At 59.3% G+C, this 25012-nt stretch carries 25 protein-coding genes; 8 read left to right on the top strand and 17 right to left on the bottom strand.

Features of this window, described 5'->3' with window-relative positions:
* Window positions 1–206 precede the first annotated feature (206 nt).
* The 6 genes from ahcY to chvI form a co-directional block, all read right to left on the bottom strand.
* Window positions 207–1607, bottom strand: a complete 1401-nt coding sequence (ahcY, locus tag L901_RS19565) for an adenosylhomocysteinase (RefSeq protein ID WP_035264116.1) — start codon at window positions 1605–1607, stop codon at window positions 207–209.
* Between the two features lie 128 nt (window positions 1608–1735).
* Entirely contained in the window at window positions 1736–2011 is a 276-nt protein-coding gene (locus L901_RS19560) for an HPr family phosphocarrier protein (RefSeq protein ID WP_003521181.1), read from the bottom strand.
* 11 nt (window positions 2012–2022) lie between these two features.
* On the bottom strand, window positions 2023–2424 hold the full coding sequence (locus L901_RS19555; RefSeq protein WP_003505374.1) for a PTS sugar transporter subunit IIA: 402 nt from the start codon (window positions 2422–2424) through the stop codon (window positions 2023–2025).
* 125 nt (window positions 2425–2549) lie between these two features.
* Window positions 2550–3014: an HPr kinase/phosphorylase gene (locus tag L901_RS19550; RefSeq protein WP_059759679.1), complete on the bottom strand. Its 465-nt coding sequence runs from the start codon at window positions 3012–3014 to the stop codon at window positions 2550–2552.
* Window positions 3004–4794: a two-component system sensor histidine kinase ChvG gene (gene chvG / locus L901_RS19545; RefSeq protein ID WP_003521184.1), complete on the bottom strand. Its 1791-nt coding sequence runs from the start codon at window positions 4792–4794 to the stop codon at window positions 3004–3006. Before chvG ends, L901_RS19550 begins: the two co-directional genes overlap by 11 nt.
* A 58-nt stretch (window positions 4795–4852) precedes the next feature.
* Window positions 4853–5578 carry a two-component system response regulator ChvI gene (chvI, locus tag L901_RS19540; RefSeq protein ID WP_003505377.1) on the bottom strand — a complete coding sequence of 242 codons (726 nt, stop codon included), beginning with the start codon at window positions 5576–5578 and terminating at the stop codon, window positions 4853–4855.
* Between the two features lie 339 nt (window positions 5579–5917).
* On the opposite strand from chvI, the gene L901_RS19535 reads away from it, so the two are divergent.
* From L901_RS19535 to lysM, 3 genes are all read left to right on the top strand, one after another.
* Window positions 5918–7528, top strand: coding sequence for a phosphoenolpyruvate carboxykinase (locus tag L901_RS19535; protein ID WP_035222020.1), 1611 nt, complete (start codon window positions 5918–5920; stop codon window positions 7526–7528).
* Window positions 7529–7640: 112 nt separating this feature from the next.
* The gene (gene arfB, locus L901_RS19530; protein ID WP_020808712.1) at window positions 7641–8075 is read left to right on the top strand and encodes an alternative ribosome rescue aminoacyl-tRNA hydrolase ArfB; all 435 of its coding nucleotides are present in this window, start codon (window positions 7641–7643) and stop codon (window positions 8073–8075) included.
* An 86-nt stretch (window positions 8076–8161) separates the two neighbouring features.
* Window positions 8162–8611 (top strand): peptidoglycan-binding protein LysM, encoded by a 450-nt coding sequence (lysM, locus tag L901_RS19525; RefSeq protein WP_020808713.1) that lies wholly within the window; start codon window positions 8162–8164, stop codon window positions 8609–8611.
* Between the two features lie 43 nt (window positions 8612–8654).
* Here lysM and coaA read toward each other — a convergent pair whose 3' ends face one another.
* From coaA to hisB, 7 genes are read right to left on the bottom strand one after another with little or no spacing between them, the layout of a single operon-like run.
* Window positions 8655–9656 carry a type I pantothenate kinase gene (gene coaA / locus L901_RS19520; protein WP_183044117.1) on the bottom strand — a complete coding sequence of 334 codons (1002 nt, stop codon included), beginning with the start codon at window positions 9654–9656 and terminating at the stop codon, window positions 8655–8657.
* On the bottom strand, window positions 9653–9976 hold the full coding sequence (locus L901_RS19515; RefSeq protein WP_059760019.1) for a phosphoribosyl-ATP diphosphatase: 324 nt from the start codon (window positions 9974–9976) through the stop codon (window positions 9653–9655). Before L901_RS19515 ends, coaA begins: the two co-directional genes overlap by 4 nt.
* A 15-nt stretch (window positions 9977–9991) precedes the next feature.
* The gene (hisF, locus tag L901_RS19510) at window positions 9992–10768 is read right to left on the bottom strand and encodes an imidazole glycerol phosphate synthase subunit HisF (protein ID WP_059759677.1); all 777 of its coding nucleotides are present in this window, start codon (window positions 10766–10768) and stop codon (window positions 9992–9994) included.
* Entirely contained in the window at window positions 10765–11508 is a 744-nt protein-coding gene (gene hisA, locus L901_RS19505) for a 1-(5-phosphoribosyl)-5-[(5-phosphoribosylamino)methylideneamino]imidazole-4-carboxamide isomerase (protein WP_059759675.1), read from the bottom strand. The genes hisF and hisA overlap by 4 nt, the downstream gene beginning before the upstream one ends.
* 1 nt (window position 11509) lies before the next feature.
* Window positions 11510–12160: an imidazole glycerol phosphate synthase subunit HisH gene (gene hisH, locus L901_RS19500; protein WP_031233376.1), complete on the bottom strand. Its 651-nt coding sequence runs from the start codon at window positions 12158–12160 to the stop codon at window positions 11510–11512.
* Between the two features lies 1 nt (window position 12161).
* Window positions 12162–12656, bottom strand: a complete 495-nt coding sequence (locus L901_RS19495) for a DUF2628 domain-containing protein (protein ID WP_059759673.1) — start codon at window positions 12654–12656, stop codon at window positions 12162–12164.
* Between the two features lie 22 nt (window positions 12657–12678).
* Window positions 12679–13275 carry an imidazoleglycerol-phosphate dehydratase HisB gene (hisB, locus tag L901_RS19490; protein WP_059759671.1) on the bottom strand — a complete coding sequence of 199 codons (597 nt, stop codon included), beginning with the start codon at window positions 13273–13275 and terminating at the stop codon, window positions 12679–12681.
* A 201-nt stretch (window positions 13276–13476) separates the two neighbouring features.
* Here hisB and hslV point away from each other — a divergent pair, with 201 nt between their 5' ends.
* The 4 genes from hslV (at window position 13477) to L901_RS19470 (ending at window position 18836) form a co-directional block, all read left to right on the top strand.
* The gene (gene hslV, locus L901_RS19485) at window positions 13477–14001 is read left to right on the top strand and encodes an ATP-dependent protease subunit HslV (RefSeq protein WP_003521197.1); all 525 of its coding nucleotides are present in this window, start codon (window positions 13477–13479) and stop codon (window positions 13999–14001) included.
* Window positions 14002–14075: 74 nt separating this feature from the next.
* Window positions 14076–15383: an ATP-dependent protease ATPase subunit HslU gene (gene hslU / locus L901_RS19480; protein ID WP_003521199.1), complete on the top strand. Its 1308-nt coding sequence runs from the start codon at window positions 14076–14078 to the stop codon at window positions 15381–15383.
* Between the two features lie 199 nt (window positions 15384–15582).
* The gene (locus L901_RS19475) at window positions 15583–16548 is read left to right on the top strand and encodes a DUF1402 family protein (protein ID WP_059759669.1); all 966 of its coding nucleotides are present in this window, start codon (window positions 15583–15585) and stop codon (window positions 16546–16548) included.
* A gap of 119 nt (window positions 16549–16667) precedes the next feature.
* Window positions 16668–18836 (top strand): malate synthase G, encoded by a 2169-nt coding sequence (locus L901_RS19470; RefSeq protein WP_059759667.1) that lies wholly within the window; start codon window positions 16668–16670, stop codon window positions 18834–18836.
* Window positions 18837–18912: 76 nt separating this feature from the next.
* Here the strand turns inward: L901_RS19470 and L901_RS19465 are convergent, their stop codons facing one another.
* Complete coding sequence (locus L901_RS19465; protein ID WP_003521204.1) at window positions 18913–19626, bottom strand: L,D-transpeptidase; 714 nt, start codon at window positions 19624–19626, stop codon at window positions 18913–18915.
* 183 nt (window positions 19627–19809) lie between these two features.
* On the opposite strand from L901_RS19465, the gene L901_RS19460 reads away from it, so the two are divergent.
* The gene (locus L901_RS19460; protein WP_004444350.1) at window positions 19810–20295 is read left to right on the top strand and encodes an MmcB family DNA repair protein; all 486 of its coding nucleotides are present in this window, start codon (window positions 19810–19812) and stop codon (window positions 20293–20295) included.
* 6 nt (window positions 20296–20301) lie between these two features.
* Here the strand turns inward: L901_RS19460 and L901_RS19455 are convergent, their stop codons facing one another.
* The 3 genes from L901_RS19455 to hrpB form a co-directional block, all read right to left on the bottom strand.
* Window positions 20302–20889 (bottom strand): ActR/PrrA/RegA family redox response regulator transcription factor, encoded by a 588-nt coding sequence (locus L901_RS19455; protein WP_059759665.1) that lies wholly within the window; start codon window positions 20887–20889, stop codon window positions 20302–20304.
* A 73-nt stretch (window positions 20890–20962) separates the two neighbouring features.
* Window positions 20963–22270: a two-component system sensor histidine kinase ActS gene (actS, locus tag L901_RS19450; protein ID WP_080857121.1), complete on the bottom strand. Its 1308-nt coding sequence runs from the start codon at window positions 22268–22270 to the stop codon at window positions 20963–20965.
* Window positions 22271–22299: 29 nt separating this feature from the next.
* Window positions 22300–24786 carry an ATP-dependent helicase HrpB gene (hrpB, locus tag L901_RS19445; RefSeq protein ID WP_059759660.1) on the bottom strand — a complete coding sequence of 829 codons (2487 nt, stop codon included), beginning with the start codon at window positions 24784–24786 and terminating at the stop codon, window positions 22300–22302.
* Between the last annotated feature and the right edge of the window lie 226 nt (window positions 24787–25012).

Genomic DNA, 25012 nt, shown 5'->3' with positions numbered 1-25012 from the left:
CCGGTCTGTCTCCGTCCTATGTGCCGCATCTTCGACAAGACATCCCATTTCGTCCCCGCCGCCCTTTGGCGTGTCCGAATCAAGTCTGATGACAATACCGCCTTCATAAATCTGCGAAAAGGGAGCGCGCAAAAAAGATGCCGCGCGCTTTGTCAAGCGCACGGCATCTAGATATTGTGTAATTTCAGTGGATATTAACTATGAAATTAATATCTGTAGTGTTCGGCCTTGAACGGACCTTCCTTAGAGATGCCGATATAATCTGCCTGCAGGTCGGAAAGTTCGGTCAGGCGCACACCGAGCTTCTCGAGATGAAGGCGCGCGACCTTCTCGTCGAGGTGCTTGGGAAGCACGTAAACTTCGTTCTTGTATTCGCCCTGCTTGGTGAAGAGCTCGATCTGGCCCAGCACCTGGTTGGTGAAGGATGCCGACATGACGAAGGAGGGGTGACCGGTGGCGTTGCCGAGGTTCAGCAGGCGGCCTTCGGACAGAAGAATGATGCGGTTGCCCTTCGGGAACTCGATCATGTCGACCTGCGGCTTGATGTTCGTCCACTTCAGGTTACGCAGCGATGCGACCTGAATCTCGTTGTCGAAGTGGCCGATATTGCCAACGATGGCCATGTCCTTCATCTCGCGCATATGCTCGATGCGGATCACGTCCTTGTTGCCGGTGGTGGTGATGAAGATATCGGCGGAGGAAACCACGTCCTCCAGACGAACGACCTCGAAACCGTCCATGGCGGCCTGAAGCGCGCAGATCGGGTCGATTTCGGTGACCTTCACGCGGGCGCCGGCGCCCTGCAGCGAGGCGGCAGAACCCTTGCCTACGTCGCCGTAACCGCAGACCACGGCAACCTTGCCGGCCATCATTACGTCGGTTGCGCGGCGAATGCCGTCCACCAGCGATTCCTTGCAGCCGTATTTGTTGTCGAACTTCGACTTGGTGACACTGTCATTGACGTTGATCGCCGGGAAGGGCAGCAGTCCCTTCTTGCTGAGATCGTAAAGACGGTGAACGCCGGTCGTCGTTTCTTCCGTGACGCCCTTCAGTGCGTCGCGCTGCTTGGTGAACCAGCCGGGCGAAGCCTTGAGGCGCTTGTTGATCTGCGCGAAGAGAATTTCCTCTTCTTCCGAACCGGGGTTGGAAAGAACGTCCTCACCGGCTTCGGCGCGTGCGCCGAGCAGGATGTACATGGTGGCGTCGCCGCCATCGTCAAGGATCATGTTGGAAAGGCCGCCATCGGCCCACTGGAAGATCCTGTCGGTATATTCCCAATATTCCGTCAGGGTTTCACCCTTGACGGCGAATACCGGGATGCCGGCTGCCGCAATGGCCGCCGCCGCATGATCCTGCGTCGAGAAAATGTTGCAGGACGCCCAGCGAATGTCCGCACCGAGTTCCTTCAGCGTCTCGATGAGAACGCCGGTCTGGATCGTCATGTGAAGCGAACCGGTGATACGTGCGCCCTTCAGCGGCTTGCTTTCGCCGAATTCCTTGCGGCAGGACATCAGGCCCGGCATTTCGGTTTCGGCGATGTCCAGTTCCTTGCGGCCGAATGCGGCAAGGTTGATATCGGCGACGATGTAGTCCTTCTCAAGGCTCATGAAGTTCTCCAGATCAGAAACGCCGCGCCTTGCGGCCCGGCTCTTAAACGTAGCAGCGGTTTAGCAGGCCACGAACGATCTGGCAATGATGATATAAAGAAGTCTTTATGTCTTTATATGGTGCCGGCTCAGGCTTCTTCGCCGAAGCGGTCGGCGACCAGCGCCTCCAGTGCTTCCAGTGCTTCTTTCGCCTGATTGCCGCTTGCCTCGACATAAACGCTGCAGCCGGGGCTTGCCGCCAGCATCATCAGGCCCATGATGGAGGTGCCGCCAACGGTCATACCATCTTTGGAAACCGTGATCGTCGCGTCAAAACCTTCGACCATCTGCACGAATTTAGCAGAAGCCCGGGCGTGAAGACCGCGTTTGTTGATGATCGGTAGTTCCCGGGAGAATGGCGACATGGGCTGACTTCTCACTTGCCGCTCAAAACGCGGCTGGCGACGTTGATATATTTGCGACCGGCATCGGATGCGTCCTGAAGGGCCTTGTCCATATTATCTTCGCTGCGAACGCCGGCAAGCTTGATCAGCATGGGAAGATTGACCCCTGCGATGACTTCGACATTGCCGTTATTCATGACGGAAATCGCGAGATTGGAAGGCGTGCCGCCGAACATGTCCGTCAGGATGATCACGCCATTGCCGTCATTGGCGCGTGCAACGGCGTCGATGATATCCTGCCGGCGCTGATCCATGTCGTCTTCGGGACCGATACAGACCGTCTCGATCAATTTCTGGGGACCGACGACATGCTCCAACGCATGGCGAAACTCCTCAGCCAGCTTGCCATGGGTGACAAGCACTAGTCCGATCATGAAATGCTCCCTTGCACACGCACTCTCATTGCCGACTATCGCAACGCGGCAATCCTGTCCATCGGTGGGATTTCATCTTGATGAGGAAAATGCGAATCGCAAGCCTAAAATCGCCCGAATCATCGTCACTTCACATTCGTTTCAAAAAGATTCTGAGCAAGTGCAGCAAATTTTCCATAGGGCGTAAGACTGGAAAGCGGAATGCGCAGAAGCCTGATATGCCCGCCGCAGGGCAGGGAAAACACCTCGTCATCTTCGGGAAGTCTTGGATTTGTCCCTGAAAGAACTGTCGTGACCGCAAAATGTAGTGGAGCGCGCGCAACGCTTTTGACGGAAACAATGCCGCTGCCGCGCAATTCCAGCAGGCCGGCGATTGCGTCCGGCCGCTCGGCAATGATGTTGTCGCCATCGCGATACACGAAAATCTGATCGTCCGCGATCAGCGCCGCCGGCAATCCGCAGCGTTCCGCCTCCGTCAGGAAGCTGAAGGCAAGCTCGCTTTTGCCGCTGCCCGACGGTCCGACGAAAAGGATGCCGGTGTTTTGAACGGTGATGGCGGTGGCGTGCAGGTTGAAGCGTTCAGCGTTCATGGGTTTCGGCCGCCGGCAGCGACAGGGTGAAGCGCGCGCCGGAAATCACGCCATATTTGTCGACCACGTTTTCCGCCCGCAGACTGCCGCCATGGGCTTCCGCGATCTGGCGGCTGATCGAAAGGCCAAGGCCGGAATTCTGTCCGAACCCTTCGCTCGCCGGCCGGTCGGTGTAGAAGCGCTCGAAAATCCGGTCGATGTCTTCGGCCTGAATGCCGGGCCCGTTGTCCTCCACCTGCACGACGCAACGATCCTTGTGACGGGAAAGGCGCACGGTGATGCGCCCGCTTTCCTCGGCAACGAAGGAGCGCGCATTTTCGATGAGGTTGGTGACGATCTGGCCGATACGCAGGTCGTGGCCATTCACCACGAATGAGGTTTTCGCGCCTGCTTTCCGGTCGACGACATAGTCTATCGTCACGCTTTTCTTCTTGGTGCTTATCTGGCGGGATATATCCACCAGACCCTTCATCAGCACATCGAGATCGAGCGGCGAGGCGTCGGCGCGTGCCAGTTCGGCATCGAGCCGCGACGCATCCGAAATGTCGCTGATCAGGCGGTCGAGGCGGCGCACATCGTGGAAGATGATTTCGGTCAGGCGCTGTTTCGACTCTTCGGTCTTGGCGCGCGGCAGGGTCTCCACGGCGCTGCGCAGCGAGGTCAGCGGGTTCTTGAGTTCATGGCTGACATCGGCGGCGAAGCTTTCGATGGCGTCGATACGGTCGTAAAGCGCCGTCGTCATTTCACGCAGCGCAATCGAAAGATTGCCGATCTCATCCTGACGCGCCGAAAAATCCGGTATTTCCTCGCGGGTTCTCGCCCCGCGGCGCACGCGGATTGCGGCAGCGGAAAGCCGCCGCAGCGGCGTGGCGATGGTCGAGGACAGGAGCAGCGAGAGCACGATATTGACCAGCGTGGCGATGCCGAAGACGCGCATGATGGCGAGGCGCTCCGCATGCACGATCTTGTCGATATCGCCCGCCTGCGTGGAGAGCAGCAGAACGCCGAGCACCGCCCGGAAGCGTTGCACCGGCACGGCGACTGAAACGATCAGCTCGCCCTTTTCGGTAACGCGCACCACCGCGCCGCGCACACCCGTCAGCGCATTCATCACCTCCGGATAGATCGAGCCGTCGCCGCCAGGCGCTTCCTTATATTGCGGCAGACTGCTCGGTTGCAGCATGCGGTTGAACATGCTGGTGAACCAGTCGCCCCAGGTCTGCGTCTCCGGCGTCACCGGCGGCAGATCGAAGCGCAGCACCTGGCCGCGCGAATAAAGGTGACGGGAATCCAGCAGCAGATTGGCGTCGGCATCGAACAGCCGCGCGCGGGTACGCGTTGGCGAAATCAGCCGCCGCAGCACCGGCGCCACCCGTTCCGGATTGATCGGGAAACTCAAGTCCTCATCATTGGGGGCAGGGGTAATGCTCTGTCCCGCCTGCAATTCGAGCAGCTTTTCCGGATTGATGGTGATGGAGTTGGTATCGACCGAGGCGGAAGCGGACACAGCGCCGGCGATGATCTCGCCCTGCGTCAGCAGGCTTTCCACGCGCGCATCGATCAGCCCTTCGCGGAACTGGTTGAGATAGAGAATGCCGCCGACCAGAACCACCGTCGCCGCGACGTTGAAAAAAAGGATGCGGCGCGTGAGGCTGGAAAACACCGCATTGCCGAAAATGCGCCGGATGATCGTCAGCGGATGGATACGATGGCGGCGTTCGCTGCCGCGTTCTTCGGCATCGTCGCTGTCCGAGACGGTTTCCGGCGTTTTCTTCAACACGTATTCAAGTCCTCACCACCCCCATATCGGGTGGTCCCTTCTGCGCGAGTCGGCTTGTTCAAGCCGCTTCGCGGAAGCGATATCCTACGCCATAAAGCGTTTCAATCATATCGAAGTCGCCATCGACCAGTTTGAACTTCTTGCGAAGGCGCTTGATGTGGCTGTCGATGGTGCGGTCGTCCACATAGACCTGTTCGTCATAGGCGGCATCCATCAGCGCGTCGCGGCTTTTCACCACGCCCGGCCGCTGCGCCAGCGAATGCAGGATGAGGAATTCGGTGACCGTCAGCGTCACGGGCTCACCCTTCCAGGTGCAGGTGTGGCGTTCCTGGTCCATGGCGAGCTGCCCGCGCTCCAGCGTACGCGCCTGCTGATCGGCGGTCGGCTTCAGCACGCTGCCGGTTGCGGCGGACGCCTCACGGCTGCTGGCACGGCGCAGGATGGCCTTGACGCGTTCCACCAGAAGACGCTGCGAGAAGGGTTTCGTGATGAAGTCGTCCGCACCCATCTTCAGGCCGAACAATTCGTCGATCTCTTCATCCTTGGAGGTGAGGAAGATGACCGGCAGGTCCGACTTCTGGCGAAGACGCCGCAAAAGCTCCATGCCGTCCATGCGTGGCATCTTAATATCGAAAATGGCGAGCTGCGGCGGACGGGCGATCAACCCGTCAAGCGCGGAAGCGCCGTCCGTATACGTTTCGACCCGGTAGCCTTCGGCTTCGAGCGCGATCGATACCGAAGTCAGAATATTCCGGTCGTCGTCGACAAGCGCGATCGTCTGCATGTAGTTGGTCTCCATCGTCATTTTCTCGTAACTCCCGACATTCACCCAGCCAAGGTTGTGCGCCGCGAGCCACTCTCTTGAGTATAAAGGTGGAACAAATTGTGGCAAAGGAAAACTCGCTCCGAAATCGCCGGTCAGGCGGGAGCGGATTTTGCGAAAAGGCCGCAGCTGGATTTTAATGCGTCTTCAACCGATTTAAAAAGAAATAAAATCTTTTAAATCGATTAATATATTGAAATCACTAAGTTTTTTAAAGTTCAGCTCTTGCGTTTCCAAAAGCTGCCACGTATTTTCCGAGGAAATTTCAACGTCCTTATCGTCATTAACAAGGAACGCGTCATGAACGAGCTTGGGGTTCATAATCCTGCCAATGGAGTTGCGGAACTCGGACTGGGCGAGGCCTCCCGCGTCTTTTATAACCTCAACGAGAGCGAATTATACGAAGAGGCGATCCGCAATGGCGAGGCCGAACTGACCATCGATGGCGCGTTGCGCGCCGTCACCGGCCAGCACACGGGCCGTTCTCCGAAGGACAAATTCGTCGTCCGCGACGCGTCCACCGAGAACACCATCTGGTGGGACAATAACAAGCCGCTTTCGCCGGAAAATTTCGAGCTGCTGCGCAAGGACATGCTGGCCCATGCCGCCGGCAAGACGCTTTACGTGCAGGATCTGATCGGCGGCGCCGATGAGGAAAATGCGCTGCCGACACGCGTCGTCACCGAACTTGCCTGGCATTCGCTGTTCATCCGCAATCTGCTGATCCGTCCGAAGCGGGAAAAACTGGCGGGTTTCAAGCAGAAGCTCACCATCATCAACCTGCCGAGCTTCAAGGCCGATCCGGCCCGTCACGGCGTCCGTTCGGAAACCGTCATCGCCTGCGATCTGACCAACGGCCTCGTCCTCATCGGCGGCACGTCCTATGCCGGTGAAAACAAGAAGTCGGTCTTCACGGTGCTGAACTACCTGCTTCCGGCCAAGGGCGTCATGCCCATGCATTGCTCCGCCAATGTCGGTCCGCAGGGTGATTCCGCCGTGTTCTTCGGCCTCTCCGGCACCGGCAAGACCACGCTGTCTGCCGATCCGTCGCGCACGCTGATCGGCGATGACGAACATGGCTGGGGCGAACACGGCATCTTCAACTTCGAAGGTGGCTGCTATGCCAAGGCGATCAAGCTTTCGGCCGAAGCCGAGCCGGAAATCTACGCCGCGACCCGCCGTTTCGGCACGGTTCTTGAGAACGTCGTGCTGGACGAAAACCGCGTTCCCGATTTCAATGACAACTCGCTGACGGAAAACACCCGCAGCGCCTATCCGCTGCACTTCATTCCGAATGCATCGGAAACGGGCATTGCCGGCCATCCGAAGACGATCATCATGCTGACGGCGGATGCCTTCGGCGTGCTGCCGCCGATTGCCCGGCTGACGCCGGAGCAGGCCATGTACCACTTCCTCTCCGGTTACACCGCAAAGGTTGCCGGTACGGAAAAGGGTGTAACGGAGCCGGAAGCCACCTTCTCCACCTGCTTCGGCGCACCCTTCATGCCGCGCCACCCGGCGGAATACGGCAACCTGCTGCGCGAACTGATCGGCAAGCATGGTGTGGATTGCTGGCTGGTCAATACCGGCTGGACCGGCGGTGCTTACGGCATCGGCAAGCGCATGCCCATCAAGGCGACCCGCGCGCTTCTGACCGCCGCACTGACCGGCGACCTGAAGAATGCGGAATTCCGCACCGACGCGAATTTCGGTTTCGCCGTGCCCCTGTCGCTGGATGGCGTCGACAGCGCGATCCTCGATCCGCGTTCGACCTGGGCCGATGGCGCAGCCTATGACGCGCAGGCGAAGAAGCTGGTGTCGATGTTCGTCACCAACTTCACCAAGTTCGAAGACCACGTCGACAGTAAGGTTCGCGACGCCGCACCGGGCCTTTTGCTCGCGGCTGAATGAATGAAGCCTCATTTATGAGGAGGAGGGGACCCGGCCTTGTGCCGGGTTCTTTCGTTTGGCCTGCTGTTTCCATTCCTGCCGATCTATGGCATCACCGGCGCGGAGAAAGATCATGGCCAGTGACCCGCTTTACATCAGCAACCGTATCACCATCGCCGGCTGGGAGCTGACGGAGCAATTCGTGCTGGCCGGCGGGCCGGGCGGCCAGAACGTCAACAAGGTCTCGACGGCGGTTCAGCTGTTTTTCGATATTGCCAATTCGCCCTCCCTTCCGGATCGGGTAAAGACCAACGCACTGCGTCTGGGTGGCAGGCGCGTTTCGAAAGACGGCGTGCTGATGATCGAAGCAAGCCGATTTCGCAGCCAGGAACGCAATCGCGAAGACGCGCGCGAAAGGCTGAAGGAACTGATCCTCGAAGCTGCCGCGCCGCCGCCGCCGGTGCGCAAGGCCACCAAGCCCACCAAGGGATCGGTCGAGCGCCGCCTCAAGGCGAAGTCCGGTCGCTCCGATATCAAGAAAATGCGCGGCAAGCCCTCGGGCGAATAAGCGACGGTGAGACGGCGAATGTTTCACCCTTGTCATAGAGCTTCAAATATCGTCTGGTAAGCCTCCCTACAACCAAGGAGGGTGCTATGGGTCTGTTCAATTTCATCAAGGAAGCGGGAAAGAAGCTTGGTATCGGCGGCGATGATGCCCCCGATGTCGAAGCGGTCAAGAAGGAACTCGCTTCCCACGATCTCGGCACGGACAAGGTTCAGGTCGAGGTGGTGGACGACAAGGTCGTTCTGAAGGGCGAAGTGGCCGATCAGTCGGTTTTCGAAAAGGCGGTCATCGCGGTCGGCAATACGCTCGGCATTTCCAAGGTCGAAGCCGGCGAGCTGAAGGTGACTGAGGCGCCGGCGAAAGAACCCGTCTTCTACACGGTCAAGAAGGGCGACAATCTCTGGAAGATTGCGGAAGCCCAGTACGGCAAGGCCAATGGCGCGAAGAACAACATCATCTTCGAAGCCAACAAGCCGATGCTGACGCATCCCGACAAGATTTATCCCGGCCAGGTTCTGCGTATTCCTGATCTTGCTTAATAACGGGTTTTAACCGCGGAAGATGCCGCCACGCGCGGCATCTTCACAGCTTGCGAAGCGCTACCGTATCGATCAGGTGGTTCTTGCCCTTGCGAAGGATAAGATCGGCGCGCGGGCGCGTCGGCACGATGTTCTGCCGCAGGTTCTTCAGGTTGATGTTTTGCCATAGCCCTTCGGCAATGCTCAGCGCCGCTTCTTCACTGATCGAGGCATAACGGTTGAAGAACGAATTGGGATCGCGGAAGGCGGTTTTTCTCAGATTCATGAACCGGTTCACATACCAGTTATGAATGAGGCCCTCATCGGCGTCGATATAGATCGAGAAATCGAAAAAGTCGGAAACGATCGGCACGATCCGCCCGCCCGCCGGCAGGTCGCGCGATTGCAGCACGTTGATGCCTTCGAAGATGAGAATATCCGGCTGGTCGATGACAGTGAACTCATTCGGCAGCACGTCGTAGGTCAGGTGCGAATAACGCGGCGCCTTCACATTCGGCTGGCCCGCCTTGATCGCCGAGAGGAAACGCAGGAGCGCGCCGATATCGTAGCTTTCGGGAAAGCCCTTGCGCTCCATCAGGTTTTCCCGCCGCAGAACCTCGTTCGAATAAAGAAATCCGTCGGTGGTGATGAGATCGACCTTGGGGCTGGAGGGCCAGCGGGCCAGTAGCTCCTTCAGGATACGCGCCGTCGTCGATTTTCCAACCGCCACGGAACCGGCAATGCCGATAACGAAGGGCGTCTTGTTAACATCCGCCATGTTGAGAAAGCGGTTGCGCTGTTCGAACAGCAGCTGCGACGCCTCCACATGCGATGACAGGAGGCGCGAGAGCGACAGGTAAATGCGCCGCACCTCGTCCAGATCGATCGGGTCGTCCAGCGAGCGCAGACGTTTGACCTCGTCGGCGGAAAGCGTCAGTGGCGTATCGGCACGAAACTTCGACCATTCTTCCGAACTGAAGAAGTGGTAGGGCGAATATTCATCCGGTCGGAAATGATCGAGTGTGCTCGGCATGCCTCTCTCCCCGCTGCCTGCCTCGACATTCATGATGTCGGCCTCGCTGCCTTTTCCGCAAGGCCGGTTTGCCCCGTACGACGCTCCAGCTCGGCAAAAACCTCATCTATCGGAATTTCGGCGATCTTGAGCACCACCAGCAGATGGTAAAGCAGATCGGCCGCCTCGTTCTTCAGCCCGTCGCGATCTTTCGCGATAGCGGCGATCACGGTTTCGACTGCTTCTTCGCCGAGTTTTTTCGCCGCACGCTCCTGGCCGGCAGCAACCAGCTTGGCCGTCCAGGATTCGTCAGGAGAGGCAGCGGCACGGGTCGCGACGATGCGTTCCAGATCGGAAAGGGAAAATGCGCTCATGGGAAGTTCCTGCAATCAGTCGAGACGCATGGCGATGCCGTGCTCTGCCATGTAGTTCTTGGCTTGCCCGATCGAATAGGTGCCGAAGTGGAAGATGGAGGCGGCAAGCACCGCAGTTGCATGGCCATCGCGCACGCCCGCCACCAGATCGTCCAGCGTGCCGACGCCGCCCGAGGCGATGACGGGCACGCGAACCTGATCGGCAATGCTGCGCGTCAGGCCGATATCGTATCCGCTCTTGGTGCCGTCGCGATCCATCGAGGTAACAAGCAGTTCGCCGGCGCCGCGTTCGACCATCTTGATGGCGAATTCCACGGCGTCGATCCCGGTCGGTTGGCGGCCGCCATGGGTGAAGATTTCCCAGCGGCCGGCTTCACCTTCTTTCGAAACCCTTTTGGCGTCGATGGAGACGACGATGCACTGGTTACCGAACTTGTCGGCCGCCTGCGCCACGAAATCCGGATCCTTGACGGCTGCGGAATTGATCGAGACCTTGTCCGCACCGCAAAGGAGCAGCTTGCGAATATCCGCGACGCTGCGAACCCCGCCACCGACGGTCAGCGGCATAAAGCAATGATCGGCGGTACGAGAGACGACATCGAAGATCGTGTCGCGATTATCCGAAGAGGCGGTGATGTCGAGGAAGCAGAGTTCGTCCGCTCCCGCCGCATCATAGGCTTTTGCCGCCTCGACGGGATCGCCGGCGTCGATCAGGTCGACGAAGTTCACGCCTTTGACGACGCGGCCGTCTTTCACATCGAGGCAGGGAATAACGCGGGCTTTGAGGGTCATGCGTTCACGTCCTTTGCAGCCTTGATAAGGGCAAGCGCCTCGGCAGGGTCGATGCGGCCGTCGTAAAGGGCGCGGCCGGAAATCGCGCCCTCGAGCTTTGCGGCATCCGGCTGCAACATGCGCTTGATGTCGTCGATGGAGGCGAGACCGCCGGAGGCGATGACCGGGATGGAAACGGCATCCGCCAGTTCCAGCGTCGCAGCCCAGTTGATGCCGGCCAGAATGCCGTCGCGATCGATATCGGTGTAAATAATGGCCGCGACACCGGCACCTTCGAAACGTTTGGCCAGTTCGATGACGCCGAGTTCGGAGGCTTCCGCCCAGCCTTCAACAGCGACCTTACCGCCCTTGGCATCGATGCCGACGGCGACCTGACCGGGGAAACGCTTGCAGGCTTCGATGACCAGAACCGGATCGCGCACCGCCACGGTGCCGAGAATGACGCGGGCAAGCCCACGGCTCAGCCACGCTTCGATATGATCGAGCGTGCGGATGCCGCCGCCGAGCTGCACCGGGTTTTTCGTGGCTTTCAGAATGGCGTCGACAGCCTCGCCATTCACGGTCTCGCCGGCAAAGGCGCCGTTAAGATCAACGACATGCAGCCATTCGAAGCCCTGATCCTCGAAGGCCTTGGCCTGTGCGCCGGGGTCCTCGTTATAAACGGTGGCCTGGTCCATATCGCCGAGTTTCAGGCGAACGCACTGGCCGTCTTTAAGGTCGATTGCGGGAAAAAGAATCATGTCAGGGCTTCCAGCGCAGGAAATTGGAAATCAGGGCAAGGCCGAGCGTCTGGCTTTTTTCCGGGTGGAACTGCGCGCCCGCCATATTGTCGCGGCCGACGAAAGCCGTCATCGCGCCACCGTAATTGGTGGTGGCGATGACATCGGTCGAATGCTTGGCGGCCAGATGATAGGAATGCACGAAATAAGCGTGCAACCCGTCCGCGCCGGTCTTGATGCCGTCGAACAGCGGGTGGGCGTGGCGAATTTCCAGCGTGTTCCAGCCGATCTGCGGAATCTTCAGGCTCGGATCGGACGGCGTCATTTCCACGACATCGCCTTCGATCCAGCCAAGGCCCTTGCTGACAGTCTTTTCCAGCCCGCGCGAGGACATCAGCTGCATGCCGACGCAGATACCAAGGAACGGATGGGCCTTTTTCTCCACGGCTTCGATAAGTGCGTCATGCATGCCGGGAACGGCGTCGAGACCAGCGCGGCAATCCGCGTAGGCGCCGACGCCCGGCAAAACGATGCGATCCGCCGAGGCGACGTGATCCGGCTTGTCGGTCAGATCGATGGTTGCATTGATGCCGGCTTCGCGGGCGGCACGCTCGAAAGCTTTTGTGGCCGAACGCAGGTTGCCCGAACCGTAGTCGATGATCGCGACACGCATGTCAGCGCCTTCCATTCAAGTCGAAAAGAAACGATCCGGCGGGATCGTTGACGAAGTTTTTGTCGCCGCTCTTTTGCGGCGAAGGGGTCCAGACCGGCTGGGACAGCTGTTCCGCCCTCTCGGTGTTTTCGGAGAGACCGGAGAAATATATGTCTTCGGCGCTCGAAAGATCAGGTGCGGAAACGACTGTAGTCAGCGTCCAGCCTTTGCGGATCAGGTGCCGGACGAGAAAATCGCGTCCCTCCAGTGCCGTGATGAGCCCGATGGCGAAACCGCAGAGAATGCCAACCGGTTCGAATCCGGCTAATATCGAGACCTGGCCGGCCAGAAGGAGCGCGATTACAACCACCGCCGTTGCCAGCCACAGGCGGTTGATGGCGAGCCATAGCCAGGGCGCAATGAGAGCCAGCCAGACGAAACGGTCTGCAACAAAGCGGGTCGTCTTGTGGTCCCTGTCCGGCCCGTTGGGGGCTTCCAGAACGAGATAGCTTGTCATGGGCTTCCTGACAGCTTTGGCGTCAGGCCAGCATACCCTTCGTGGAGGGAACGCGGCCTGCCTGCCGGGGGTCGATCTCGGTTGCCGTGCGAAGAACGCGGGCAACGGCCTTGAAGCATGTTTCGGCGATATGATGGTTGTTGGCGCCGTAATGATTCAGGATATGCAATGTGATGCCGGCATTCTGGGCGAGCGCCTGAAAGAACTCGCGCACCAGTTCCGTGTCGAAGGTGCCGATCTTCGGCGCGGAAAAATTGACGTTCCAGACGAGAAAGGGCCGGCCGGAAATATCGACGGCGGCCTTGGTCATCGTCTCGTCCATGGCAAGATCGAGCGAGGCATAACGGGTAATGCCGCGCCGGTCGCCCAGCGCTCTGGCAATGGCCTGGCCGATGGCAATGCCCGTATCTTCCACAGTGTGATGGTCATCGATATGCAGGTCGCCCTCTACCTCGATCTCCATGTCGATCAGCGAATGGCGGCTGAGCTGGTCCAGCATATGGTCGAAAAATCCCACCCCGGTGGAAATTTTCGATTTGCCCGTGCCGTCGATATCCACGCGCACCGAAACCGAGGTTTCGTTGGTCTTGCGGATAATCTCGCCTTTACGTTCTGCCATTTTGGCCGCTCCGTGAAAATGTTGCCGTTCCTTATCAGCACGGGACACAAATATCCAGTTGTTCCATCGTCTTGCCTGACATGCTCAAAACGGTGCGTCGCCTCGAAGATTGCAATCGCGAAAAGCAAACTTACATAGAACCCGAGAAGGGCCGCATCCCGGCCCGTTAACCGCAGGCCCGGCAGGGCAGACAGGTGTTTGATGACAACAATTATTACAGTCAGGAAGGGCGGCAAGGTCGTCATGGCTGGCGATGGTCAGGTAAGCCTTGGCCAGACCGTCATGAAGGGCAATGCCCGCAAGGTTCGCCGCATCGGCAAGGGCGAAGTGATTGCCGGTTTTGCCGGTGCGACGGCGGATGCTTTTACGCTGCTTGACCGTCTTGAAAAGAAACTCGAGCAATATCCGGGCCAGCTCATGCGCGCCGCAGTAGAGCTTGCGAAGGACTGGCGCACGGATAAATATCTGCGCAATCTCGAAGCCATGATGCTGGTGGCCGATAAATCCACCACGCTCGCCATTACCGGCAATGGCGATGTGCTGGAACCGGAACATGGCGCGATTGCCATCGGTTCCGGCGGCAACTACGCCTTTGCTGCCGCCCGCGCCATGATGGATACGGACAAATCGGCTGAAGAGGTGGCGCGCCAGTCTCTCGATATCGCCGCCGATATCTGCGTTTATACCAACCACAATCTCGTCGTCGAAACCCTCGACGCCGAATAAGCTAGTTTCTCACCCAAGGGTCCTGTGGGCCGGGCCGGAATGGCCGGCCGGAACAGGAAAGCCGAGAGGATAGAATGACCACTTTTTCTCCCCGGGAAATCGTCTCGGAACTTGACCGCTTCATCATCGGCCAGCATGAGGCCAAACGTGCGGTGGCGATTGCGCTGCGTAACCGCTGGCGCCGCCAGCAGCTCGACGAGAGCCTGCGCGATGAAGTCATGCCGAAAAACATTCTCATGATCGGGCCAACCGGTGTCGGAAAGACGGAGATTTCCCGCCGACTTGCCAAGCTGGCCGGTGCACCCTTTATCAAGGTCGAGGCGACCAAGTTCACCGAAGTCGGTTATGTCGGCCGCGATGTCGAGCAGATCATTCGCGATCTGGTCGAGATCGGCATCGGCCTCGTGCGTGAAAAGAAGCGCGCCGAAGTACAGGCCAAGGCGCATCAGAGCGCCGAGGAGCGGGTGCTCGATGCCTTGGTTGGTGCAACCGCCTCGCCCGGCACGCGTGAAAGCTTCCGCAAGAAGCTGCGCGACGGCGAACTGGACGACAAGGAAATCGATATCGAAGTGGCGGATAGCGGCTCGGGCATGCCCGGTTTCGAAATTCCCGGCATGCCGGGCGCCAATATCGGCGTTCTCAACCTGTCGGAAATGTTCGGCAAAGCCATGGGCGGACGCACCAAGAAGGTGCGCACCACGGTATCGAAATCCTATGCCGATCTGATCCGCGATGAATCCGACAAGCTGCTCGACAATGAAATGATCCAGCGCGAGGCGGTGAAGTCGGTCGAAAATGACGGCATCGTCTTCCTGGACGAAATCGACAAGATCGCCGCCCGTGACGGCGGCATGGGCGCCGGCGTCTCGCGCGAAGGCGTGCAGCGCGATCTGCTGCCGCTTGTCGAAGGCACGACGGTTTCGACGAAATACGGGCCGGTAAAAACCGACCACGTTCTCTTCATCGCATCGGGCGCTTTCCATGTGGCAAAGCCGTCGGATCTTCTGCCGGAGCTTCAGGGCCGCCTGCCGATCCGTGTGGAGCTGAAGCCGCTGACCAAGGAGGATTTCCGCCGTATCCTGACGGAGACGGAAGCAAGCCTCATCCGCCAGTACAAGGCGCTTATGGCGACGGAAGAACTCGACCTCGATTTCACCGATGATGCAATCGATGCTCTGGCCGATGTGGCTGTTCATCTCAATTCGTCGGTCGAGAATATCGGTGCGCGCCGTCTGCAGACGGTGATGGAGCGGGTTCTGGACGAGATTTCCTTCAATGCGCCGGATCGCGGCGGTTCCGCCGTCAAGATCGATCAGGAATATGTCCGCAAACATGTCGGCGATCTCGCCGCCGATACGGATTTGTCCCGCTATATTCTCTGAAGATTTCAGGGATCCAAGAAAGAAGAGTGCGGCCATATTTGCCGCACTCTTTTATTTTATCCGCCTTGTCTCGCATTCAGCCCGCATTTTGTTTATGGGAAGGGCTGCATTCCGGTTGGAACCGTTTTAGTGGAATGATCCGGTTTTCCCAGCTTATTTCGCTGGCGGAAGCCGCAGGCTTGAGAAAAGGCATTCGCTCGTGCGCAAAACTCTTCTGGCATTTGCCGCTGCTTTGACGTTCACCGTCATCGCGTCTTCCTACGTCGAAGCCGCGACGGTCGTTCCACCGGGCAATCGCAATGCCGAACAGCCCGGCGTTCCCGGCGCTTCCGCAAAAAGAACAAAGGCGTCCAACACCTCTTTCGAGCGCAAGTACCAGAAGGTCATCGACCTTTTGTCCTCCGACAAGGCTCTGATCGCCAAGATCAAGTCGACGGCCGGGCGCTACGGCATCGATCCGATCCATATGATCGGCGCGATCGTCGGCGAACATACCTATAATGTCGACGCCTATGACCGGCTGCAGTCCTATTACGTCAAGGCGGCGTCTTACGCGGGCAACAGCTTCCGTTTTGGCTACAAGGACGAAACCATCGCGCAGTTTCTGGCCCATTCGCAATTTGCCAAATGCCAGTCGAAAAAGGATTCCTACAGTGTCTGGAACTGTCGGGAAGATGTCTGGGAAGACAGTTTCCGCGGCAAGACGGTCGATGGTGTCGCCTACCCGAACAACCGTTTCAGCGCCGTGTTTTTCCAGCCCTTCTATGCCGGCCAGACCTTCGGCCTCGGCCAGATCAACCCGCTGACGGCGCTGATGTTGTCCGATATGGTGTCGAGAACTTCCGGCTATGAGAAGCTGGATGAGAACGACGCCACCGCTGTCTACACCGCCATTATGGACCCTGACCGGTCGCTCGCTTTCATGGCGGCGTCCATCCGCAAGTCTATCGACGACTATAGATCTATTGCCGACATGGATATTTCGAAAAATCCGGGTGTGACCTCCACGCTATATAATGTCGGCGGGTCGCAGCAGCGTGCCGCTGCGCTTGCCCAGAAGAACCGCCAGCGCGCCGCAGGCGGGGAGCAGCCCTTATTGCCGGAAGAAAACTACTACGGCTGGCTGGTGAATGATCGCATCAAGGATTTGCAGGCGCTTTTGTAGAAAAAGGCGACTATCGCCCGCATTGTTTCCAAAACGGAAATAATATTTGGCTGTCCGCCGCAATTGACGAGCGGCCGTCTCCGCGTCCAATCTGTGCCTTCAGAATAGAGGAGGCGCATGTGAGCCGCACGAATAAATTCGGTCTTTCCATCGATGACAGGCTTTATGCCTTTTTGACTGACGACGTCCTGCCCGGCACGGGTCTGGACAGCGAGGCGTTCTTCGAAGGTTTTTCGACCATTGTTCACGAGCTTTCTCCGAAGAACCGCGAATTGCTGGCAAAGCGTGACGCCCTGCAGGAAAAGTTGGATGGCTGGTATCGGCAGAATGGTGCGCCGGCGGATTTTGACGCCTATGAGAGCTTTCTGAAGGAAATCGGCTATCTGCTGCCGGAAGGTCCCGGCTTCCAGGTGGAAACCAGCAATGTCGACCCTGAAATCGCCGCCGTCGCCGGCCCGCAGCTCGTCGTTCCGGTCATGAATGCGCGTTATGCGCTGAATGCGGCCAATGCCCGCTGGGGTTCGCTCTACGACGCGCTTTACGGCACGGATGCTATTTCTGATGCCGACGGTTCGGAAAAGGGCAGGGGGTATAATCCGAAGCGCGGTGAAAAGGTCATTGCCTGGGCGCGAAACTTCCTCGATGAATCCGCGCCGCTGGAGACGGGAAGCTGGTCCAAGGTGACCGGTTTCAAGATCGAGAATGGCCTGTTGCAGCTTGCCATCGGCGACGCCAGGACTGGCCTCAAGGATGCAGCCCAGTTTGAGGGTTTCAGCGGCGAAGCGGCAAAGCCTGCAACGATCCTGCTCGGCAAGAATGGTTTGCACACTGAAATCGTCATCGATCCCACGACAGAAATCGGCAAGGGCGACAAGGCGGGAATCTCCGATGTCATTCTCGAATCCGCGCTCACGACCATCATGGATTGCGAAGATTCGGTTGCCGCCGTCGACGCCGAAGACAAGGTGCTGGTTTATGGCAACTGGCTTGGCCTGATGCGTGGTGACCTGACCGAAGAAGTCTCCAAGGGTGGCAAGACCTTCACCCGCAGCCTCAACCCGGATCGTTATTATACCGCTCCCAGCGGTTCTGCGCTCACGCTGCCCGGCCGTTCCCTGATGCTGGTGCGCAATGTCGGTCATCTGATGACCAATCCGGCGATCCTCGACAGGGATGGTCGGGAGGTTCCTGAAGGCATCATGGACGCCGTCGTCACGGCGTTGATCGCCCTTTACGATGTCGGTCCATCCGGGCGACGTCAGAATTCCCGCGCCGGCTCCATGTATGTCGTCAAGCCGAAGATGCACGGGCCGGAGGAAGTGGCCTTCGCCAACGAAATCTTCAGCCGGGTCGAAAAGCTTGTCGGCATGGCGCCGAACACCATGAAAATGGGCATCATGGATGAGGAGCGCCGCACCACGGTCAACCTCAAGGAAAGCATTCGCGCTGCGAAGGATCGCGTCGTCTTCATCAATACGGGCTTCCTCGACCGCACCGGCGACGAAATCCACACCTCGATGGAGGCGGGTCCGATGATCCGCAAGGGCGACATGAAGCAGGCGGCATGGATCGCGGCTTACGAGAACTGGAACGTCGATATCGGCCTCGAATGCGGCCTTTCCGGCCATGCGCAGATCGGCAAGGGCATGTGGGCGATGCCGGATTTGATGGCGGCTATGCTGGAGCAGAAGATCGCGCATCCGAAGGCCGGCGCCAATACGGCCTGGGTGCCGTCGCCGACGGCGGCGACGCTGCATGCCACGCATTATCACAAGGTCGATGTCGCTGCCGTTCAGGAAGGTTTGAAAAGCCGCGGCCGTGCGAAGCTTTCCGATATTCTGTCGGTACCGGTCGCGCCGCGTCCCAACTGGACGCCGGAAGAAATCCAGCGCGAACTCGACAACAACGCGCAGGGCATTCTCGGATACGTCGTGCGCTGGGTCGATCAGGGCGTTGGTTGCTCGAAGGTGCCGGATATCAACAATATCGGGCTTATGGAGGACCGCGCCACGCTGCGCATCTCCGCGCAGCACATGGCGAACTGGCTGTGCCATGGCGTGGTGACGCAGGAACAGATCGTCGAGACCATGAAACGCATGGCCGCCGTGGTCGATGCGCAGAATGCCGGCGATCCGGCCTATCTGCCGATGGCCCCCGATTTCGATGGCTCGGTGGCATTTCAGGCGGCTGTCGAACTGGTGCTGAAGGGCCGTGAACAACCGAACGGCTACACCGAGCCGGTTCTGCACCGCCGCCGTCTGGAACTGAAGGCCAAGCAGGCGGCCTGAAGCCGTCAGCCGTCCTGAGAAACAAAAAGCCGCCGGGGAAATCCACGGCGGCTTTTTGTTGTCTGGTATGTGATCTTTACTGGATCACGATGACCTTGGTGCTGCGGCCGGGACGAACGCGGCTGTAAAGGTCGATGACGTCCTGGTTGATCATGCGGATGCAGCCGGAAGAGGCGGCGGTGCCGATCGAGGCCCATTCGGGCGAACCATGGATGCGGAACAGCGTGTCCTGTCCCTTTTCATTGAAGAGATACATGGCGCGCGCGCCGAGCGGGTTGGTAAGACCCGGACCCATGCCGGCCTCGACATATTTGGCGACTTCCGGCTTACGGTCCGCCATTTCTTTCGGCGGATGCCACATCGGCCATTCCTGCTTCCAGGCGACATAGGCCTCACCGGCCCAGGCGAAACCTGCTTTGCCGACGCCGATGCCGTAGCGCACCGCGCGGTTGCCGGAGAGGATGTAATAGAGGTAACGCTCACGCGTATTGACGATGATGGTGCCGGCGCGTTCGGATGTCTGGAATTCGACGATCTGACGGCGGTACTTCTCATTCACACGATTGATCGGAATGGCCGGCAGCGCATAGCCCGCATCGGTCACGGGACCGTAGACATCGTTGAAGATCTGAACCGTTTCGACCTTCGCCGGAACGGGGTCAGCAACCGGTACGGACGCTGCGATCTTGCCGGAGGTCGGAGCGGAGGATTGGGAGGTAGTTTCGGCGCAGCCGGCCAGAGCCAGTGCTGCCGTCAGACCGAGTGCGGTCAATGGGGTACGGATGCGCATGTCGTTCTCGCGGAAAATTCGCCAAATTGTGCGAAAGAGTAGGCTTAATTGGATAAATCGGTTATTTTCCATTCAGCCGCTCTTGGCAAGCCGTTGCGCCGCCGCGAAACGGTCGGGCATTTAAAATTGCCGGTTGATTGCCTTTTTGCAACAATAGGCCAAACGCTTCAGCAGCCTTTATCCATGACTATTCTTTCCGTTACCAACAATAATCCGTTAATAGACGGCCGCCAGTCGGACAAGGCGATGCTGGTGCGCCGCGGCGTTCAGGTGCTTCTGCATGAAATGCGCCATTCGGTGCTGCCCGAACTGCCCCTTGCAAGCGGGCGACGGGCAGATCTCATCAGCCTGTCGGTCAAGGGTGAAATCTGGATCATCGAAATCAAATCCTCCATCGAGGATTTCCGCGTCGATCGCAAATGGCCGGAATACCGCCTGCATTGCGACCGGCTGTTCTTCGCCACCCATCCTGAAGTGCCGACCGACATATTCCCGGAGGAATGCGGGCTGATCCTGTCGGATGGATATGGCGCCCATATGCTGCGCGATGCGCCGGAGCATAAATTGCCGCCGGCAACCCGCAAGTCGGTAATGCTGGATTTCTCGCGAACCGCTGCGACCCGGCTGATGCTGGCGGAATGGACGACCGGGCGCAGCTTCGGAGAATGACTTCGGTTATTTGGGCGCGCGTTTGGCGAGAATGCGCTGCAGCGTTCGCCGGTGCATGTTCAGCCGGCGGGCGGTTTCCGAAACGTTGCGCTCGCACATTTCATAGACACGCTGAATATGCTCCCACCGAACCCGGTCTGCCGACATCGGGTTTTCCGGAACTTCGGTCTTTTCGCCCTTGCGCTGCGTCAGCGCATTGAACACATCGTCCGCATCGGCGGGCTTGGCCAGATAGTCCAGCGCTCCAAGCTTTACGGCGGTAACGGCGGTTGCGATATTACCGTAGCCGGTCAGAACGACGATCTGCGTATCGTCCCGGTTCTGCCTGATGGCCTCGATGACTTCCAGACCGTTGCCATCCGCAAGCCTCAGATCGACAACCGCATATTTCGGCGGCGCAGCCCTGGAGCGGGCAATGCCATCGCTCACTGTCTCGGCGGTTTCGACGGTAAAGCCGCGTGTTTCCATCGCACGGGCAAGCCGGCGCAGAAACGGACCGTCATCATCGACGATCAGCAGCGATCTGTCGGGTCCGATCGGGTCAATGTCGTCCGTTGGCACGTTGGTGGAGTTGTTCTGGTCTTCTGTCTTCATGTTTCCGGCCTTCCGGCAACTTCGTCGGCTTGGTTTTCTTCTTCTTATCGCCGCTTCAACGTGGATGGTAAAGTCAACGGCTTCTTTTATCGTCCATAAGCGCCCGAGGCCAGACGATTGTGACCCGTGCTCCGGTTCCGCTCGTGCCGCGATTTTCAAAGGTGACGGTGGCGCCGGAGCGCTCCAGCAAGGTCTTGGCGATGAAAAGCCCGAGCCCGAGCCCGCCCGCCCGTGTGTCGTTGTGACGTTCGGTCACATAGGGCTCGCCGATACGGGCAAGCACGTCATGGGCATAACCCGGCCCATCGTCTTCAATGATGACGGCGACGTTCTGTTGATCGTAATCCACCGTCACGGTCACCTTTTCCCGCGCATAATCCACGCCGTTTTCAATGAGGTTGCCAAGACCGTAGATGATGCCGGCATTGCGGATACCGACCGGTTCGTCGGCGCGATTGTTCTTTTCAACGAGTTCGAGGCGGATGCCGAATTCCCGGTGTGGCGCCATCACCTCCTCGATCAGCGAGGAGAGCGGCAGGCGGCGCATGTGCTCCTCATTGTCGGCGGAAAGCGAGGTGAGGCGGCGCAGAATGTCACGGCATCTTTCACTCTGGCTGCGCAGTAGGGCTATATCCTCGCCGAATTTTTCGTCGTTGCCGAGTTCCCGCTCCATTTCCTTCGCGACGACGCTGATTGTCGCGAGCGGCGTGCCAAGCTCATGCGCCGCTGCCGCCGCCAGCCCATCCAGCTGCGAGAGATGTTTTTCCCGCTCCAGCACCAGCTCGGTTGCAGCCAGCGCATCCGCCAGCTGGTTTGCTTCATGCGAAACGCGATAGGCGTAAAAGGCGGCAAAAGAGGTCGTGGCGATGATCGCGACCCAGGTGCCGACATGCAGCAGAAGCTGGATCGGCAAAACCTCGCCGGGATACCACGGAACCGGAAAGGGCGAAAAGGCGATCGCGGTCGAGCAGATGACGGCAAAGCCGAGGAGAATGAGCGAATGCCGCAGCGGCTGGGAGGCAAAGGCGATGATGACCTGCACGCAGATCAGCGGTGCGAAAGGATTGGAAAGTCCGCCGGTGATGTAGATGAGCGCCGTCAATTGCAGCAGGTCGAAAGCCAGCAGCAATGTCGCTTCCCAGGGCTCCAGCCGATAGGTGGAGGGAAAGCGGGCGGTGAGAAACAGATTTGCAAGAGCGAGCGCCGCGATCAGAAGGCCGCAGGCCAGAAGCGGCAGGGGGAAATTGAGCCCGAAAGCGACAAGCAGGATCGTTGCCGTCTGTCCCGCAACCGCCAGCCAGCGCAGCCAGACGATGGTCTGCAGCCTTATCCTGCGGCTGGCGCGGCCGAGCCTCGTGGTTTCGATAGAATGGCCAGCCACCGTCATCTCCTTTGCCCTGTTCATCATCATCACGTCCCGCGCGGTTTTGCACGGCTTGTCGGCGGGGCCGATGCCGGGTCCTCCGGCCATGGATGGCGTGGATAACGTCCGCGCATATCCGCCCGCACATCCTTCCAGGATCCCGCCCAGAAGCCGGGAAGATCGCGTGTCGTCTGTATCGGCCTGTGCGCCGGGGAGGTCAATTCCAGCAGTAGCGGCAACCGCCCCTGCGCAATGGACGGGTGGGCTCTCAGCCCGAAAAGTTCCTGCACGCGAATGGAAAGCGTCGGTTCGCTGGCGTCGTAACGAATGGGATGCCGCTGTCCCGTCGGTGCTTCGAAATGCGTCGGCGCCAACTTGGCGAGATCGCGCGCCACCTCATGCGGCACCAGAGACAGTATCCCTTCGGAGAGGCTGCCGGGCCGGATGTCCTGCAGGCTGCGCGCACCGTGCTGAAAAGGGACGAACCATTCGTCCAGCCGCGAAAGCAATGCCTCGTCGCTGACATCCGGCCAGGGCTCCCCGATACTGGCGTTCAGAAAGCCGATCCTGTCGCGTAACTGCAGCGTCTCTTTCGAAAAAGGAAGAATGCCGATGCCGAATTCCCGAACGCCATTGGCGAGCGCCTGTGCCGCCTGTTCGCCCTCGGGACGGGGCAGGGGTGTCTCATCGAGGATGATGGCGCCAAGCCGCGTCACCTTTCTTGCGCGCGCCTGGCCGCTCGCCTTGTCGAAAAGCAGCTGGTCCTGCTGAACGATGAGGTGCGGCATCCGCTCTTCTATATCGCTCCTCTCTATGCCTGCCGCCGCAAGGATGCGCGGCTGCGCCGCTCGCCCGGTAATATCGACAACCACCAGCATTTTGCTCGCCGCCAGCCGTTCTGTCTCGGCAAGCTCTGCGCCACGCCCATTGGCCATCACATAACGTCCCCGCGCGCCACGCTGAAGCGCGATCCTGTCCGGATAGGCATGCAGCAGCAACGGCCCGGCCTCACTCGGCAGCTCGGTTGCCGCCGTCTTGTCGCCGATCGCGTCGAACAGCCTCGATGCCAGCTTACGCGCCGCCTGCGCCCTTTCGCTCCTGTCGGAGAGAAAGCGCCGCAACCGCTCATCGAGATCGATGTCGTTTCCGCCGAGCCCCTGTTCCGTCAGCATGACGGCGAGCATCGCCGCCTTTTTCCCCGCGCCTTCGCTTGCCGCCGCAATCACCATGGCCGCCAGCCGTGGCGGCAATGAAAGGCCGCGCATCAGATGGCCGCGCTGCGTCAGCGCTCCGCCTTTGTCGAGCGCGCCCAGATTTTTGAGAAGCGCCACCGATTCTTTCAGTGCGGCTTCGGGGGGCATATCCAGAAAGGCAAGAGAAGAGGGATCCTGAACACCCCAATGGGCGAGATCGAGCGCAAGGCCGGCAAGATCGCTCGCCAGAATTTGCGGTGGCGTAAAGGCGTTGAGCGCCGCCGTCTGCCCCGGATGCCACAGGCGGATCGCAACACCGGGTTCCGTTCGCCCGGCGCGACCCGCCCGCTGGTCGGCGGAAGCGCGCGACACCCGCACCGTCTCCAGTCTCGTGATTCCCGTTGTCGGCTCGAAGACAGGTAGTCGCTGCAATCCACTGTCGATCACCACACGCACGCCATCGATGGTAATCGAGGTCTCCGCAATCGATGTGGCCAGCACGATCTTGCGCCGCCCAGCCGGCGCCGGCTTTATCGCTGCATCCTGCTCTTTCTGTGAAAGGTTGCCGTAAAGCGGGATGATATCCGTATCTGCGGGAAAACGTCCCTCCAGCCGCGTGGCCGTTCGGGTAATTTCCGCCTGTCCCGGTAGAAAGGCGAGGATGGAGCCGGTTTCCGACCCATGGGCCTCAGTGATCGCCTTGGTGACTTTCTCTTCAATCGGCACGCCCTGCCAACGATCCTCATAACGAACGTCGATTGGAAACGTCCGCCCAAGGCTCTGAATGACCGGGGCGTCTGCCATCAGCGTGCTGATGCGTTCGACATCGAGAGTGGCGGACATGACGAGGATACGCAGATCATCCCGCAACCCACCCTGCACGTCGAGTGCAAGCGCCAGTCCGAAATCGCCGTCGAGCGAACGTTCGTGAAACTCGTCGAAAATCACCGTCGAAACGCCGGCAAGTTCAGGATCGTCCAGGACCATCCGGGCAAACACGCCTTCGGTCACCACTTCTATCCGGGTTTTCGAGGAGACGCGATTGTCGAGCCGCATACGATAGCCGACGGTTTGCCCGACATCCTCGTGAAGCAGCTCGGCCATGCGCCCGGCTGCGGCACGGGCGGCAAGCCGGCGGGGCTCGAGAAGAATGATCTTGCCGTCACCCCGCCAGTCCTGCTGCAAAAGATGAAGCGGCACGAGCGTCGTTTTACCCGCGCCCGGTGGCGCAGAAAGAACTGCGCGCTTCGCCCCGGCCAGAGCCTCGGCGATATCGCCGAGAACGGCACTAACGGGAAGTTCGGGCAACTCGGTCTTTATAGGTACGGGCATTCTGGTCATGCAAACAGGCCTGCGGCATCTGGGGTGATGTTTAAGCGTCTCATATGCCGTTTCTAATGCACGGTCCCGCACTTTGACAGCCGTATGTAAGGAGCAGGCAAATGCTCCGTCGTCAAAGTTGCGGTTCCTTGCTCGCTATTTACAGTCAGGACCGGAGGGTAGGGCATTGGGCGTGTGGCGAAACGTCGGAAGATTCCGCCTTTTTCGCCTGTTCCCGTTAAAAAGA

The sequence above is a fragment of the Agrobacterium sp. D14 genome (assembly GCF_001526505.1).
Classification (GTDB): Bacteria; Pseudomonadota; Alphaproteobacteria; order Rhizobiales; family Rhizobiaceae; genus Agrobacterium; species Agrobacterium leguminum.
The sequence above is the reverse complement of the archived record's forward strand: the minus strand, read 5'-3'. Positions and strand labels throughout refer to the sequence as shown.

Coding starts and splice junctions, on each gene's coding strand:
- ahcY (WP_035264116.1), bottom strand. CDS start 1,607: ATGAGCCTTGAGAAGGACTACATCGTCGCCGATATCAACCTTGCCGCA.
- L901_RS19560 (WP_003521181.1), bottom strand. CDS start 2,011: ATGTCGCCATTCTCCCGGGAACTACCGATCATCAACAAACGCGGTCTT.
- L901_RS19555 (WP_003505374.1), bottom strand. CDS start 2,424: ATGATCGGACTAGTGCTTGTCACCCATGGCAAGCTGGCTGAGGAGTTT.
- L901_RS19550 (WP_059759679.1), bottom strand. CDS start 3,014: ATGAACGCTGAACGCTTCAACCTGCACGCCACCGCCATCACCGTTCAA.
- chvI (WP_003505377.1), bottom strand. CDS start 5,578: ATGCAGACGATCGCGCTTGTCGACGACGACCGGAATATTCTGACTTCG.
- L901_RS19535 (WP_035222020.1), top strand. CDS start 5,918: ATGAACGAGCTTGGGGTTCATAATCCTGCCAATGGAGTTGCGGAACTC.
- arfB (WP_020808712.1), top strand. CDS start 7,641: ATGGCCAGTGACCCGCTTTACATCAGCAACCGTATCACCATCGCCGGC.
- lysM (WP_020808713.1), top strand. CDS start 8,162: ATGGGTCTGTTCAATTTCATCAAGGAAGCGGGAAAGAAGCTTGGTATC.
- coaA (WP_183044117.1), bottom strand. CDS start 9,656: ATGAATGTCGAGGCAGGCAGCGGGGAGAGAGGCATGCCGAGCACACTC.
- L901_RS19515 (WP_059760019.1), bottom strand. CDS start 9,976: ATGAGCGCATTTTCCCTTTCCGATCTGGAACGCATCGTCGCGACCCGT.
- hisF (WP_059759677.1), bottom strand. CDS start 10,768: ATGACCCTCAAAGCCCGCGTTATTCCCTGCCTCGATGTGAAAGACGGC.
- hisA (WP_059759675.1), bottom strand. CDS start 11,508: ATGATTCTTTTTCCCGCAATCGACCTTAAAGACGGCCAGTGCGTTCGC.
- hisH (WP_031233376.1), bottom strand. CDS start 12,160: ATGCGTGTCGCGATCATCGACTACGGTTCGGGCAACCTGCGTTCGGCC.
- L901_RS19495 (WP_059759673.1), bottom strand. CDS start 12,656: ATGACAAGCTATCTCGTTCTGGAAGCCCCCAACGGGCCGGACAGGGAC.
- hisB (WP_059759671.1), bottom strand. CDS start 13,275: ATGGCAGAACGTAAAGGCGAGATTATCCGCAAGACCAACGAAACCTCG.
- hslV (WP_003521197.1), top strand. CDS start 13,477: ATGACAACAATTATTACAGTCAGGAAGGGCGGCAAGGTCGTCATGGCT.
- hslU (WP_003521199.1), top strand. CDS start 14,076: ATGACCACTTTTTCTCCCCGGGAAATCGTCTCGGAACTTGACCGCTTC.
- L901_RS19465 (WP_003521204.1), bottom strand. CDS start 19,626: ATGCGCATCCGTACCCCATTGACCGCACTCGGTCTGACGGCAGCACTG.
- L901_RS19460 (WP_004444350.1), top strand. CDS start 19,810: ATGACTATTCTTTCCGTTACCAACAATAATCCGTTAATAGACGGCCGC.
- L901_RS19455 (WP_059759665.1), bottom strand. CDS start 20,889: ATGAAGACAGAAGACCAGAACAACTCCACCAACGTGCCAACGGACGAC.
- hrpB (WP_059759660.1), bottom strand. CDS start 24,786: ATGACCAGAATGCCCGTACCTATAAAGACCGAGTTGCCCGAACTTCCC.